A 12949-nucleotide genomic window follows, 5' to 3' on the forward strand; every position below is an offset into this window, starting at 1 on the left:
ACCATGAGCGCACCCGATGCCGTATCACGCGACCAGGCTGTGCGCGATCTGGCCGCGTCGCTCGCCGCCCGCGTCCGCGACGAACTGCACGGCTTTGTGCGTGGCGATCTGCGCACGCGCGAGTGCTACGCCGAAGCGCTCTACGGATTGCGGCCCGGCGCTTTTCGCAAGCGCGAGCAACTTGGCAAATTGCGCTTCACCGTACATCGCCAGGGCAATCGCCGCCTGATCAACCTGCGCGAAGTGGCCGCCGACATGCTGGGCCTTGAAGTCGGGAAAAGCCGGGAAATGTCGTGAAGCGTTTTCGCGTTCCATTGCCGATCCTGTAGGAACGGCCCGCGCGGTGCGGGCGTTCCTCACAGGGGGCAAGCATGGAAGTTTCAACGCTGTCGAAGGCGCTGGCCGCTGTCGCACGTTGCCGGGGTGATATCGCTGGCGCGTTTCGCATGTCGCTTGCCCGCTGGGGCGAAGGTTCCCCAGCCACATTGCTTTTGCGCGCCGCGATCACGACCGGCGCACTCGGCGACGATCACGCATTCGCGGCCATGATCGCGGGCGTGCCGACGCAATCCATCATTGCCGCAATCGACCGCATTTCACCGTGGCGACGCGCCGCGCCGAATGTGCCCGTGCTGTGCGAAAGCGCACCGCCGCAAGCAAGCTGGCGCAACGAAGGCCAGGTGATTGCCGTATCGTCCGCCGATTTCGAAACCGTCCGCGTGAACGCAGACAAAAGCATCGCGGGCATTCTCGTTTTCACCGTCGAAGCGGGCCGCGAACTCGGCGACGCTTTCATGGGCCAACTCAGCAACGACGCTGGCGGCGCGATCAATTACGCCGAGAGTGACGCGCTGCTCAATCCTGCGAATGACGGCACCGGCACCGCGCCCGCTTCCCTCACGCATGACGCGATCAAGGTGCAATCAACCGGCAGCACTGCCGAGGCGATCCGCAACGATCTGGCCACGCTGCTCGCGCAGTTTGGCGGCGACATGAGCCGCGCCGTTTGGGCTGTATCGAGCCGCACCGCCACGCAACTCGCATTGCACGGCGCCGCGCTCGGATCGGCTGACGTGAACGTAACCGGCGGATTTTTGGCTGGTTTGCCATTATGCGCCGCGCGAGGCGTGCCCGATTCCGTGCTCGCGTTGATCGACCCGTCCGGCATTGTCCTGTTCGACGGCGGCGCGCAGTTCGCCACAAGCGAGCAATCCATGCTCACCATGCCCGATGGTTCGGTCCGTAGCCTGTGGGATGAAAACCTGGGCGCGCTGCGTTTCATTCGCGTGCTCGACTGGCAGGCAGGCCGCGCCGGTTGCGTGGCCGCGATCACGGGCATTCAGTGGGCCACGTAGGCACCCCGCCATGAGCGCCGTCATCATCACCGCCGCCAACGTCGAAGCCGAGCGCCGCGTGCGCGACTACTACCGCGACGCCGACCGGATCGAGCGCGCCGTGCTGGCCGCCGTGCGTTCCGGTCAACTGGCCGCGCTGTCCGCCGACGCGTCCGCGATCACCGCCGCCGTGCTGGCCGACCCCGCGAGCAATCGCGGTCTGAACGTGGACGGCGTGCTGATCGACCGCGACGACCAACGCACGCAATGGCTCGTGCTGCTCGTGCTGCGCGACGGCTCGCACCGTTCGCTTGCCGTGCCCCATCCGCAGTGACAAAGGAGTGAGCAACCATGTGTTCATGCAACGAATTGCTTGGCGATTGCCACTATCGAAGCGAACAGGAATACCGCGACGAATGCGAGCGGATAGCCGCCGCGAGCGCGCTGGATTGGGAAGTGCTCGACGTGCTGCACGGTGAACCCGTCGAGGCGTCAGAGCGCGCCGAGGCATTCGCCGCGCTGCTCGCACCGCACCGCGCAAGCATTGTGGACATCATGAGCGGCGACGGCTGCCTGTGGTGGTGGAGCGCAGACGGCGACGAACACCGCGTGTATCTCGCCGACGCACAAGCCGACACCGTGCCCGCGCTGCGACTGGCCGCGTAATAAGGAGAAGCCCATGCAACTGATCGCCTACAGGCAATACAACCGCACGCAGATTCGCGGGACCAAAACGCAGCGCGACGCCACAAAGCTGATCGGCAAGCGCCACGCGCCCACCCTGCTGAACCTGTGTGAGCGGGCACGCGCGAACCATGGCGACGCCGTGCCCGTGCTGGTCATGGGCGACGGCAAGCGCGAAACTCTCGTGGCTTTCATCGGCGGCCGATGGATCGAGTACAAGGCGCGCGACGCGAAAAAATAGGCGGCGGGAGACCCGTGGGGGGCATGGAAAAAGTTTTCGGACGCAAAGCGGACACTCCTTGCCCACCTTTTTCCGATGCAATCCCCGCTTATGTCCTGTTTGTCACCCGACAACCCGGAGCACACCATGCGAAAACCCGCGTCTTACTCACCCGGCGACCGTGACGAATCCGGGCGGCTCGTATGCCCCCCAACCGTCAATGCGGCGGGGCGCAAGCTGTGGCACGCGACCGTGTACAGCTATGAGGTGGACAAGTTCCGCGCGGCGCATGTGCCGCTGCTCGTGGCGCTTGTGGACGCGCACGAACTGCGCGACAAGGCCGCCGCGCAGGTAGAGAAAGACGGCGCGTTCATACCCGGCCGCGACGGCGTGCGCGAGCATCCGGGGGTGCGCACGAAGCGCCGCGCCGAAGCGAGCATTACGAGCCTGTCTGCAAAGCTCGGACTGAGCAACGCGGCGGGACACCACCGCAGGGAGCACGCGAACCGGCACCGCACGAAACACCATCTGGAAGTGTTCGACCGCATGACGCGCGACGGTATCAACGTGGCACGCCTGAAACGCGACCGCGAGGGGCGCATCCGTTTTCATAGCGATCTGTTCGACCGGTATCCCGATCTGTTTTTCATGACACCCAGTGATGTGACCGACTATCTGAGGGAGATAAAGGTATGAGCAACGAAACCAAGGGACCGCGCACGGCGGACGTGGTACATGCAACGTCGCTGCTGATGCTGCGCGAGATCGACAACGAGGCGCGGATTATTGAGGGCGTGGCGAGCACCGCCGCCGTCGACGCGTACAACGATATCGTTGAGCCGCGCGGCGCGGAGTTCAGATTGCCGCTGCCGCTGCTGTGGCATCACAACAGTCACGAACCGGTCGGAAGTGTGGTTTTCGCGAAGGCCGAACTAACGGGCGTGCGATTTCGCGCGCAGATTGCGAAGATCACTGAACCCGGCAAGCTGCGCGAGCGCTGCGACGAGGCATGGCAGAGCATCAAGAATTCGCTGATACGTGCCGTGTCGATTGGCTTCGTTCCGTTGCAGACTGAACCGCGTGAGGGTGGCGGCAAGCGTTACACGAAATGGCGTTGGCACGAGCTGAGCCTTGTGACAGTTCCGGCGAACGCTGACGCGGAAATTACGGGCTATCGCACGCTGGCCGAAGAAATGGTTGAACGCACACTCGCGGAATGGCGCGCTGCGCATCCTGTTATGCGCAGCGGACCAACGCGCGTGGTACGACTCAACGACAAGTGGTCCGCGCCACGGACGGGGCGCGATTGATGACTCAAAAAAAAGCCCCACCTAAATGGCGGGGCTTTCACAGCAATCCTAGCGCTTAGCAATGACGATAGGTGGTGTTGCGTGCATGCTTAGCCGCCACCAGTGCTTGAATTTGAGCGCGCGCCGCGTTCCCGCTTTCCTTTTCTAAGCGCTCTTTCAATGCATGTGCAATCACACGCAGAACGTGCTTGTTCGCATGCAGGACGGAAACTCGCTGGACAAAATTGTCAATTCCGAGTCCGATTGCCAACATACCGAACAACTCATCAGCGTACGACTCCGAGATGCTCTCTACCCGATGAAGGTCAATGACCACGGACGTGCCTGCACGAAGTTGCTTGACGACATTGCTGCGCAGGTCCGATGCGAGACGGCGAGAAGAAAGGTCGGTGTGTTCCGGGGTAAAAGCAACGCGGTTCATGGCTCACCTCCGAGTAATGTAATCAGGTTCGCGGTTGTTTCATCGTCAGTCTGTGCGGCAGCAAGCTGTTCGCGGATAACAAGGGTGTCAAAGCGGGCCGCGAGAGCAACACCTTTACATGCGCTTGGCGCTGCGCGAATGACATATTCATCCGTGGGCGGCTTATAAAGCAAACTGTCGCCCGTAGCTAACCACAGACGACCTTTGTACTTCTCCACCAGCGACATCAGCTTCGCCAAGCCCAATCCCATATGATGGTTGTCGCTTTCCTTTATCGCCGCAAACCCCGGCATTGGATTGCCCATCATGTCGGGCGGCAGGGACTGGGCAAATTCATCGCGCACCTTCGTCTTTTTGGACGTGTTGCCTTTCTGTATACACCACTCGATGGCGTCCGCGTGTGAATCAATGTCGCGGATACCTGCGCGTTGTGTTTCCCTCAGAAAGCCCATACCGCAATCCGCAAGTGAAAACTCAAACCAGTTGCTGCCTTCCCGACGTGGATTCCGCCACTTCTGTGCCATCGAAAATCCAGTGCTCAGTCCATGGGACCAGACGTTGTCGTGAAGGTCACCCACCACTTCGGTCAAATCTTGCACAAAACGGTCCAGGTCCGCCCCTGCGAAGATATGACGGATACAACCGTTGACCCGTTCGCTAGCACCGTCCGTCGCCTCAGCGCTTTCAAGTAAAACTAGACCGCTGTAATTCAGACCTTCGTTCGGACGATGAAACGGATACTCGTCCCTCGCGCCCAATGCATTGGGCAAGCGCAAGGCCTGAGCATATCCAGCGTTACCGTCGTAGTCGAAAGTCAAATCCTCGAACGAAATCCCGGCATCCCTTGCGGTCGCCGCTAGCATGGTCCAATAACCCGGTGCGTAGTGGCCACGCGGAATTGCTTTGACGATTCCCCCGCCTCCGTCAGCCGCACGAAGAAATGTCTCCAAACCATCGGCCATCTACTAAATCCCCGGTCTCAGTCGCGCTCGCCGTCTTTATATACAGCGCTCGCTTATCTATGCTAACCCACCCAAGCGGAAGCCGCTTTTGGTACAAAAATCGGAATGCTCACACAGCAACGCGGCGCTTCGATACCCCCGAAGCGCCGCGTTGCTGGTACGAAGTTAGCAACTATTAGGGCGCCAGTCAACGGTTCATGCGCTGATTCCGGCGACTGATAGTTACATTGGATAGCGGCAGAAAGATGAGCAACCTTAAATGTCTGCCTGGAAAAACGCTTTGCAATTTTCCGTATAATTTCCGTACGAAAAACAAAAGGGCCAACGCGCGCCGCGTAAGCCCTTGAATTCAAATGAAATTTTGGCGCGCCCGGCTGGGATCGAACCAGCAACCCCTGCCTTCGGAGGGCAGTACTCTATCCATTGAGCTACGGGCGCTTTACCACGAGAAAGAACTGCGCGAAAGCGCGGCAACCAGAACGGACGCGACGCCAAAGCGAGAGACCGCAAGAATACCCGGTTTCGGCCTGACCGTCCACCAGACGGCCAGCGAGCCGGGTTTCCAGGCGCCCCCCGCATCCACAAGCCGGCCATCCCGATGCGGGTAAACGCCTGCTGAACACCTCCCAGGCCCTCTCGCCGCCGTCGAAATCTTGCGTCTATAATCGTCCGTGGCTGATAAAGAACAAGAAGTTGCCGTCGCGCTGTACCGCTCACATTCCCACGGAGACGAGACAAGCATGAGCGAAGCACCACACGGAGCCCCGATCAAAACCCCAGCACAGCTCATCGCCGCGGTCATCGCCGGGTTTGCTGTGCCGATCGTCATCATCGTTCTGCTCGCCGTCTACGTCGATAACTCGACGCGCACCGGTGCCGGCACCGACTCCCTCTCCGAAGCCGAAGTCACCTCCCGCATCAAGCCCTTCGCCCAGGTCGAAATCCGCGACGCCAACGCACCGCGCGTCTACAAGAGCGGCGAGGAAGTCTACAAGGCTGTCTGCTCCGCGTGTCATGCGTCGGGCGCGGCAGGCGCGCCGAAATTCACCAATACCGCCGACTGGGCGCCGCGCATTGCGCAAGGCTTCGACACGCTCTGGCACACCGCGCTGTCCGGCAAGGGCGCGATGCCGCCGCGCGGCGGCACAAGCCCCGACGATTACAGCGACTTCGAGATCGCCCGCGCGGTCGTCTATATGGCGAACAATTCGGGCGCGAGCTTCCCGGAACCGGCACAGCCGGCCGCGGGCGCCGCGGCGGCCTCTGGTGCCGCGGCTGCATCGGGCGCGGCGGGTGCCGCGCCGGCAGGTGCATCGGACGCGGGCGCGGCCCAGGCCGCCGCGGCCATGGCAGCGATGGCCAGCGTGCCGCAAACGCCTGCCCCGGCGGCGGGCGGCGCGCAAACCGCGGACGCTTCGCAGGCCGGCAAGGCGCTGTATCAGTCGGTATGCCAGGCCTGTCACGCGGCCGGCGTGCTGAACGCGCCGAAATTCGGCGACAAGGAAGCGTGGGCGCCGCGTCTGAAAGACCCGATGGACACGATCTACAACTACGCGCTGCACGGCAAGGGCGCGATGCCGCCGAAGGGTGGCTCGAATGCGTCGGATGCGGATGTGAAGGCCGCCGTGGACTATATGGTCAACGCGGCGAAGTAAAACGCCTGAATCATCGGCGGCATCGGCCGCCGAATGAAAAATCCCTGCATACGCTAACGCGATGCAGGGATTTTTTATACGCCACCAGGCGCTGTGCAGCGACAGACACCCGAAATCGCCCCCCCGCCCCCTCAAGCCTTCTGCAACAAAGCCTTCAGGCTCGCCAGCCGGTCCTTCGGCGACATCGGCGCTTCCTCGGGCGTCGGCGGCGGCGCATCGTCGAGCAGCATTTCGGCGATGAAGCGTGACGGCTCGCATACCACCGTCTCCCGCGCGCGCTTGCGTTTCTTGCACCAGTTCAGATGCAGGCTGCGCTGCGCGCGCGTGATCGCGACGTACATCAGGCGGCGCTCCTCCTCGATGCGCGCGTCGTCGATCGGTTCGTCGTCGGGGCCGCCGCGGTGCGGCATGATGCCTTCCTCGACGCCGACCAGAAACACGTGCGGATACTCGAGCCCCTTCGACGCATGCACGGTCGACAGCCGCACCGCATCGGGGTCCTCCTCGCGGCCTTCGAGCATCGACATCAGCGCGACGGTCTGGATCAGGCCGAGCAGGTTCTTGCCGGTATCGCCGAAACCGTCGGCGGTGTCGTAGCCGGTCGCTTCGCTCTGGGCACCCCCGGGCTCTTCCTTCGTGCCCTTGCGCTTCAACCATTCGAAAAACTCGAGCACGTTCTGCCACTTCGCCTGCGCCTGGCGTTCGTCGAACGCGTCGTACAGATACGCCTCGTAGTGGATCGCGTCCATCAGCTCGTCGAGCAGCGTGCCGGCCGCGTCCTTTTCCGCCCGCTCGGTGAGGCGCTGCATGAAGTCGCAGAACGCGCGCATCGGCTCGATCTGGCGCGGCGACAGACGCGCCTCGATGCCGCCCATGTACACCGCCTCGAACAGCGATACCTTCGCCTGGCCCGCGAACGCGCCGAGCGCCTCGAGCGTCGTATTGCCGACGCCGCGGCGCGGCGTCGTGATCGCGCGGATGAACGCGGGGTCGTCGTTCGCGTTGGCGATCAGGCGCAGGTACGCGCAGATATCCTTGATCTCGGCCTTGTCGAAGAACGACTGGCCGCCCGACAGCACGTATGGAATCCGCTCGCGGCGCAGCACCTGTTCGAAGATGCGCGCCTGGAAGTTGCCGCGATACAGGATCGCGTAGTCGCGGAAATTCGTGCGCCGCTCGAACTTGTGCGCGGACAGGCGAAACACCACCGACTCGGCCTCGTGCTCCTCGTCGTTGCAGCCCGTTACGGTGATCGTGTCGCCCATGCCGTGCTCGGACCACAGCTTCTTCTCGAACAGCTTCGGGTTGTTCGCGATCACGTTGTTCGCGGCGGTCAGGATGCGCACCGTCGAGCGGTAATTCTGTTCGAGCTTGATCAGGTGCAGGTTCGGAAAATCCTTGCCGAGCTGGCCGAGGTTTTCGAGCGTCGCGCCGCGCCAGCCGTAGATCGCCTGATCGTCGTCGCCGACCGCCGTGAACGCCGCGCGCTTGCCGGCCAGCAGCTTCACGAGCTCGTACTGGCACGCATTCGTATCCTGATACTCGTCGATCAGCAGATAGCGCAGCTTGTTCTGCCAGCGCTCGCGCACCTGCTCGTTGTTCGCGAACAGTTCGGCGGGCAGACGGATCAGATCGTCGAAGTCGACCGCCTGGTACGCGTGCAGCGTCGCCACGTAATTGCGATAGACGATCGCGGCCTGATGTTCGTCCTCGGTCGATGCGGTCGCGATCGCCTGCTCGGGCATGATCAGGCCGTTCTTCCACAGCGAGATGATCGACTGGACCTTGCGGATGAAGCCCTTGTCCGTCGAGCCGACCTGTTCCTGGATCATGCCGAAGCAGTCGTCGGAATCCATGATCGAGAACTGCGGCTTCAGACCGACGTGTTCCGCCTCCTGACGCAGGATCTGCACGCCGAGCGAGTGGAACGTGCAGACCGTCAACTGGTTCACCGGCACCTTGCGGCCTTCCTTGCCCGGCGCGGTGAGCGTCTTGCCTTCGAGCAGCTTGCCGACGCGCTCGCGCATTTCGGCCGCGGCCTTGTTCGTGAACGTGACGGCGGCGATGTGGCGCGGCTCGAAGCCCTTGGCTTCGATCAGGTGCGCGATTTTCTGCGTGATCACGCGCGTCTTGCCGCTGCCGGCGCCGGCAAGCACGAGACAGGGGCCGTCGAGATAACGGACCGCTTCACTTTGAGCGGGGTTCAGGCCTGCGGACATCGTCTGTGGATGGGTAATGCGGTTGAGAGCGGTTGAGGTCTCGCGGGCAAGGGCGCCGACAGAGGGCCCGGGGGCATGCTGCGCGGCGCCGCCGTGCTGGAACTGACGTCCCGCGTGACGCGCTTCGCGCGAGAGGAGCGATGTTAACACGGACGGTTGCCATCGACGATCGGCTCATCGCCCCACGCGCCGGATACAAATGCCACAATAATGAGATTGCGCGCCGCCGCCGAGGTGGCAAGACGGCGCGCCGCTCCTGCAGGAAGACACGCATGTCCGCATCGCTGAAGATTGGATTGATGGGCTACGGTTTCGCCGGGGCGACGTTCCACGCACCGGTGATCGAACATTGCGGGCGCGCGAGCGTCGCCGCGATCGCAACGGGCCAGCCCGAGCGCGCGCGCGCCGATTATCCGCACGCGAAAATCGTCGCCGACCTCGACGCGCTGCTCGCGCTCGACGACATCGACTGCGTCGTGATCGCCACGCCCAACGACACGCACTTCGACCTCGCGCGCCGCACGCTCGAAGCGGGCAAGCACGTGGTCGTCGACAAGCCGGTCACGCTCTCCGCCGCCGACGCCCACACGCTCGCCAACATCGCGCTCGCTCGCGGCAAGCTGTTCGCGCCCTTTCACAACCGCCGCTGGGACGGTGATTTTCTGACCGTGCGCGATCTGCTCGCGCGCGTCGAACTGGGCCGCGTCACGCACTACGAATCGCACTTCGACCGCTTCCGGCCGGGCGTACGCCAGCGCTGGCGCGAAGACGTGACGCGCGGCGGCGGCCTGCTGTTCGATCTCGGTCCGCACCTGATCGACCAGGCGCTCGCGCTGTTCGGCGCACCGCAAACGATGTCGGCGACGGTGCGCTCGCATCGCGACGACGCGAGCGCGCCCGACTACGTGCACATCCAGCTCGGCTACGGCGAGTTCGAAGCCGTGCTGCACGCGAGCGCGCTGACGGCCATCCCCGGACCGCGCTTCGCGATCCACGGCACGCGCGGCAGTTACGTGAAATACGGGCTCGATACCCAAGAAGATCAGTTGAAGGCGGGGCTGCGCCCGGGCGACGAAGGCTTCGGCACAGGCAACGCGGCCGGCGTGCTGCGCGTGCTCGACGGCGATCAGGAAGTCGAGCGCGAATGGCCGACGCGCAACGGCGAATACGCGGGCTTCTATATCGCGCTCGCCGACGCGATCCAGAATCGCGTCGCGTTTCCGGTCAGCGCGCAGGACGCGGTCGACGTGATGACGATCATCGAACTGGCCGCGCGCAGCTCGGAACAGGGCGTGCGCCTGCCGTTCGAGCGCATTCGCTGAGCGTCGCGCCGGCCGCGGCCAGTTTCGCGCCACACCGTTACGTGTACCCGGAAAGGCCCCGGCTGGACATCTCTCCGAGCGCGTCCAGCCTGGCCTTTCCTGACATTCCCGCAAGGAACATAACGTTACAAATTTGCCCGCCGCCGCGTCAGCGGGCGTCCATCATCATCCGTTGCTAACGGGGTAGCACCCCCGCCCAAAACAACGACTTCGGGAGAATCCATGCCTCGTATCATCCGTGCCCTCGCCGCCTGTGCGCTGCTCAGCTCTGTCGCCGCCTGCGTGGTGGCGCCTCAGCCCGCGCCGCATCCGGGCCCCAGCCCGCAGCAGATCGCCGACCAGCGCCTGCATCAGATCGACGGCCGCGTCGACAACCTCGCGCGCCGCATCGACGCTCACGTGAATCAGGGCTATTACCCGCCGCCGCAAGGCGCCGCGCTGCATCACCGGCTGGAGACGATCCGCCAGGAAGCGCACGACATGGCCGCGCAGCATGGCGGCGGGCTGTCCGCCGACGAGCAGCGCGTGCTGAACCAGGAGCTCGACAACGCGGCGCACGCGATCGGCGAGTAACGGGCAATGAACGGACTTTGCAAGCAGGCGCACAAGCCCGCTTACGAGCCGGCAAGCAAGTCGCAAGGTAAGCGCCCACTGCGGGACGTTGCACAGTGCATTGACGTATAAGTAGCGACATAAAAACGGTGGCGCAAAGGCGCGGGCATCACGTCCCGCGCTTTCTTTTTTTGACGCCATCGCATCGCCTGACCCACGGCCACACGGCGCGCGGGGCTTCAATTGACAAGCCCCGGCCCGTCGCGTACATTCGCCGCACGCGTCGGGAGAGCGCGCTGGCCGCCGAAAAATCGCTGGCCGCGCCGCCGAAGGGGCACACCCGCAAACTCTCAGGCAAAAGGACCGACCGCGTCGAAAAACCCGCCTTCCGGCAGCTTTTTCGCACTCTGGAGAGCGGCAGTAGCCATCCGCGTCGCACGTCGTGCATAGCAGGCAGGCTGCCCACCGAAGGGGCGCGCGTTCACCGTGACGGATCAGGCTCATCGAGCAGGTCGCGGCAGCGCAATCTCTCAGGTATCGAGGACAGAGGGGTCATGCAGGGCCATGCTCGCAGGCACGTCGCCTGCGAGGTGTCGCGCCGCATGGCCTTTTTTGTTTCGCGAGACGCCCGAGGCCCCATGACCGAACTCAAACACACCCCGCTCCACGCCGCTCACCGTGCGCTCAATGCTCGCATGGTCGACTTCGGCGGCTGGGACATGCCCGTCAACTACGGCTCGCAGATCGAGGAACACCGCGCGGTGCGTACCGACGCCGGCATGTTCGACGTATCCCACATGTGCGTGGTCGACTTTACCGGCGAGCGTGTGCGCGCGTTCTTCGAATTCGCGCTCGCGAACAACGTCGCGAAACTGCAAACGCCGGGCCGCGCGCTCTATTCCTGCATGTTGAACCCGAACGGCGGCGTGATCGACGATCTGATCGTCTATTACTTCGCCGAAGACCATTTCCGCACGGTCGTCAACGCCGGCACCGCCGATAAAGACATCGCGTGGTTCGGCCAGCTCAACGCCGAAGGCGGCTTCGGCCTCACGATCACGCCGCGCCGCGATCTCGCGATCGTCGCCGTGCAAGGCCCGAACGCGCGCGAAAAAGTCTGGCAAACCGTGCCGGCCGCGCGCGCCGCCACCGAGCCGCTGAAGCCGTTCAACGCGGCGCGCGTCGAAGGCACGCCGTTCGGCGAGCTGACAGTCGCGCGCACCGGCTATACCGGTGAAGACGGCTTCGAAATCATCGTGCCCGCCACCCACGTCGAAGCGCTGTGGAAGGCGCTGCAGACGCAAGGCGTGCGCCCGGCCGGTCTCGGCGCGCGCGACACGCTGCGCCTCGAAGCCGGCATGAACCTGTACGGTCAGGATATGGACGACAACGTGTCGCCGCTCGACGCCGGCCTCGCCTGGACCGTCGACCTGACCTCGCCGCGCGACTTCGTCGGTAAAGGCAAGCTCGAAGCCGACGGTTCGCGCGCCGCGTTCGTCGGCCTGATCCTGCTGAAGGAAAACGGCAAGGCGGCGGGCGTGCTGCGCGCGCATCAGAAAGTCGTCACGCCACATGGCGAAGGCGAAATCACGAGCGGCACGTTCTCGCCGACGATGCAGGAATCGATCGCCTTCGCGCGCGTGCCGAAAGGCGTGCAGCCGGGCGACACCGTGCACGTCCAGATTCGCGACAAAGCCTGCCCCGCAAGCGTGGTAAAACTGCCGTTCGTGCGCAACGGCAAGGTGCTGGCGGTTTAAGCGGCCGGCGCACGCCCCCTACATTGAAACCACTACCGAACACACCGCACAGGAGCATCCGATGAGCATCCCGGCCGATCTGAAATACACCGAATCGCACGAATGGGTCCGCACCGAAGCGGACGGCACGCTGACGGTCGGCATCACCGACCACGCGCAGGAAGCGCTCGGCGACATCGTCTTCTTCGAAGTCCAGGAACTGGGCAAGTCCGTAACCGCGGGTGACACCGTCGCCGTGATCGAATCGGTGAAGGCCGCTTCCGACATTTACGCGCCGGTCTCGGGCGAAGTGATCGAAGCGAACCCGGCCGTCACCGATTCGCCGGAAATCGTCAACAGCGCGCCGTACGATAGCTGGCTCTTCAAGATCAAGCCGGCCGCCGACGCGGCGCTCGACCGCCTGATCGACGCCGACGCGTACACGAAGTCGATCGGCGCCTGAGTCATCGCCTGACTCACCTTCCGTTTTAACCGTCAGATGCGGCGCTCGCGAAACAGCGCGCGCCGCACCGC

At 63.9% G+C, this 12949-nt stretch carries 15 protein-coding genes, 1 tRNA gene and 2 riboswitches; of the genes, 12 read left to right on the top strand and 4 right to left on the bottom strand.

The annotated features are described in order from the left end of the window. The first annotated feature begins 3 nt into the window (after positions 1-3). The 7 genes from QM685_RS00410 to QM685_RS00440 all read left to right on the top strand — a co-directional run bounded on the left by QM685_RS00410 (position 4) and on the right by QM685_RS00440 (position 3548). Positions 4-297 (top strand): hypothetical protein, encoded by a 294-nt coding sequence (locus tag QM685_RS00410; protein ID WP_415111878.1) that lies wholly within the window; start codon positions 4-6, stop codon positions 295-297. A 74-nt stretch (positions 298-371) separates the two neighbouring features. After that, the gene (locus QM685_RS00415; protein ID WP_415111879.1) at positions 372-1355 is read left to right on the top strand and encodes a hypothetical protein; all 984 of its coding nucleotides are present in this window, start codon (positions 372-374) and stop codon (positions 1353-1355) included. 10 nt (positions 1356-1365) lie between these two features. Further along, entirely contained in the window at positions 1366-1668 is a 303-nt protein-coding gene (locus tag QM685_RS00420) for a hypothetical protein (protein ID WP_415111880.1), read from the top strand. Positions 1669-1685: 17 nt separating this feature from the next. Further along, on the top strand, positions 1686-2000 hold the full coding sequence (locus QM685_RS00425; protein WP_415111881.1) for a hypothetical protein: 315 nt from the start codon (positions 1686-1688) through the stop codon (positions 1998-2000). Between the two features lie 13 nt (positions 2001-2013). After that, positions 2014-2259 (top strand): hypothetical protein, encoded by a 246-nt coding sequence (locus QM685_RS00430; protein ID WP_415111882.1) that lies wholly within the window; start codon positions 2014-2016, stop codon positions 2257-2259. 126 nt (positions 2260-2385) lie between these two features. After that, entirely contained in the window at positions 2386-2934 is a 549-nt protein-coding gene (locus tag QM685_RS00435) for a P27 family phage terminase small subunit (protein WP_415111883.1), read from the top strand. Next, entirely contained in the window at positions 2931-3548 is a 618-nt protein-coding gene (locus QM685_RS00440) for an HK97 family phage prohead protease (RefSeq protein WP_415111884.1), read from the top strand. Before QM685_RS00435 ends, QM685_RS00440 begins: the two co-directional genes overlap by 4 nt. A 55-nt stretch (positions 3549-3603) precedes the next feature. On the opposite strand, the gene QM685_RS00445 is transcribed toward QM685_RS00440, so the two are convergent. The 3 genes from QM685_RS00445 to QM685_RS00455 form a co-directional block, all read right to left on the bottom strand. Then, positions 3604-3969: an STAS-like domain-containing protein gene (locus tag QM685_RS00445; RefSeq protein WP_415111885.1), complete on the bottom strand. Its 366-nt coding sequence runs from the start codon at positions 3967-3969 to the stop codon at positions 3604-3606. Then, entirely contained in the window at positions 3966-4931 is a 966-nt protein-coding gene (locus QM685_RS00450; protein WP_415111886.1) for a hypothetical protein, read from the bottom strand. Before QM685_RS00450 ends, QM685_RS00445 begins: the two co-directional genes overlap by 4 nt. A gap of 362 nt (positions 4932-5293) precedes the next feature. After that, positions 5294-5369 (bottom strand) — tRNA-Arg (locus tag QM685_RS00455). 302 nt (positions 5370-5671) lie between these two features. Here QM685_RS00455 and QM685_RS00460 point away from each other — a divergent pair. Further along, positions 5672-6586 (top strand): c-type cytochrome, encoded by a 915-nt coding sequence (locus tag QM685_RS00460; protein WP_415111887.1) that lies wholly within the window; start codon positions 5672-5674, stop codon positions 6584-6586. Between the two features lie 131 nt (positions 6587-6717). Here QM685_RS00460 and QM685_RS00465 read toward each other — a convergent pair whose 3' ends face one another. Then, positions 6718-8805: a UvrD-helicase domain-containing protein gene (locus tag QM685_RS00465; protein WP_415111888.1), complete on the bottom strand. Its 2088-nt coding sequence runs from the start codon at positions 8803-8805 to the stop codon at positions 6718-6720. A gap of 272 nt (positions 8806-9077) precedes the next feature. Between QM685_RS00465 and QM685_RS00470 the strand changes: the two genes are divergently transcribed. The 4 genes from QM685_RS00470 to gcvH all read left to right on the top strand — a co-directional run bounded on the left by QM685_RS00470 (position 9078) and on the right by gcvH (position 12878). After that, positions 9078-10127, top strand: coding sequence for an oxidoreductase (locus QM685_RS00470; RefSeq protein ID WP_415111889.1), 1050 nt, complete (start codon positions 9078-9080; stop codon positions 10125-10127). A gap of 222 nt (positions 10128-10349) precedes the next feature. Beyond that, a complete protein-coding gene (locus QM685_RS00475) occupies positions 10350-10700 on the top strand; it encodes a hypothetical protein (protein ID WP_415111890.1) in 351 nt (116 codons plus the stop codon). Positions 10701-10953: 253 nt separating this feature from the next. Then, positions 10954-11056: riboswitch (glycine riboswitch) on the top strand. Positions 11057-11076: 20 nt separating this feature from the next. Beyond that, positions 11077-11236: riboswitch (glycine riboswitch) on the top strand. A gap of 81 nt (positions 11237-11317) precedes the next feature. Beyond that, complete coding sequence (gene gcvT, locus QM685_RS00480; RefSeq protein WP_415111891.1) at positions 11318-12436, top strand: glycine cleavage system aminomethyltransferase GcvT; 1119 nt, start codon at positions 11318-11320, stop codon at positions 12434-12436. A 61-nt stretch (positions 12437-12497) separates the two neighbouring features. Beyond that, a complete protein-coding gene (gene gcvH / locus QM685_RS00485) occupies positions 12498-12878 on the top strand; it encodes a glycine cleavage system protein GcvH (protein WP_415111892.1) in 381 nt (126 codons plus the stop codon). Positions 12879-12949 lie beyond the last annotated feature (71 nt).

Origin of the sequence: Paraburkholderia sp. (assembly GCF_047605525.1) — a bacterium.
GTDB lineage: Bacteria > Pseudomonadota > Gammaproteobacteria > Burkholderiales > Burkholderiaceae > Paraburkholderia.

What these genes read in the sequence shown, in the direction of transcription:
- QM685_RS00410 (WP_415111878.1), top strand. Translation starts at nt 4, where the DNA reads ATGAGCGCACCCGATGCCGTATCACGCGACCAGGCTGTGCGCGATCTG.
- QM685_RS00415 (WP_415111879.1), top strand. Translation starts at nt 372, where the DNA reads ATGGAAGTTTCAACGCTGTCGAAGGCGCTGGCCGCTGTCGCACGTTGC.
- QM685_RS00420 (WP_415111880.1), top strand. Translation starts at nt 1,366, where the DNA reads ATGAGCGCCGTCATCATCACCGCCGCCAACGTCGAAGCCGAGCGCCGC.
- QM685_RS00425 (WP_415111881.1), top strand. Translation starts at nt 1,686, where the DNA reads ATGTGTTCATGCAACGAATTGCTTGGCGATTGCCACTATCGAAGCGAA.
- QM685_RS00430 (WP_415111882.1), top strand. Translation starts at nt 2,014, where the DNA reads ATGCAACTGATCGCCTACAGGCAATACAACCGCACGCAGATTCGCGGG.
- QM685_RS00435 (WP_415111883.1), top strand. Translation starts at nt 2,386, where the DNA reads ATGCGAAAACCCGCGTCTTACTCACCCGGCGACCGTGACGAATCCGGG.
- QM685_RS00440 (WP_415111884.1), top strand. Translation starts at nt 2,931, where the DNA reads ATGAGCAACGAAACCAAGGGACCGCGCACGGCGGACGTGGTACATGCA.
- QM685_RS00445 (WP_415111885.1), bottom strand. Translation starts at nt 3,969, where the DNA reads ATGAACCGCGTTGCTTTTACCCCGGAACACACCGACCTTTCTTCTCGC.
- QM685_RS00450 (WP_415111886.1), bottom strand. Translation starts at nt 4,931, where the DNA reads ATGGCCGATGGTTTGGAGACATTTCTTCGTGCGGCTGACGGAGGCGGG.
- QM685_RS00460 (WP_415111887.1), top strand. Translation starts at nt 5,672, where the DNA reads ATGAGCGAAGCACCACACGGAGCCCCGATCAAAACCCCAGCACAGCTC.
- QM685_RS00465 (WP_415111888.1), bottom strand. Translation starts at nt 8,805, where the DNA reads ATGTCCGCAGGCCTGAACCCCGCTCAAAGTGAAGCGGTCCGTTATCTC.
- QM685_RS00470 (WP_415111889.1), top strand. Translation starts at nt 9,078, where the DNA reads ATGTCCGCATCGCTGAAGATTGGATTGATGGGCTACGGTTTCGCCGGG.
- QM685_RS00475 (WP_415111890.1), top strand. Translation starts at nt 10,350, where the DNA reads ATGCCTCGTATCATCCGTGCCCTCGCCGCCTGTGCGCTGCTCAGCTCT.
- gcvT (WP_415111891.1), top strand. Translation starts at nt 11,318, where the DNA reads ATGACCGAACTCAAACACACCCCGCTCCACGCCGCTCACCGTGCGCTC.
- gcvH (WP_415111892.1), top strand. Translation starts at nt 12,498, where the DNA reads ATGAGCATCCCGGCCGATCTGAAATACACCGAATCGCACGAATGGGTC.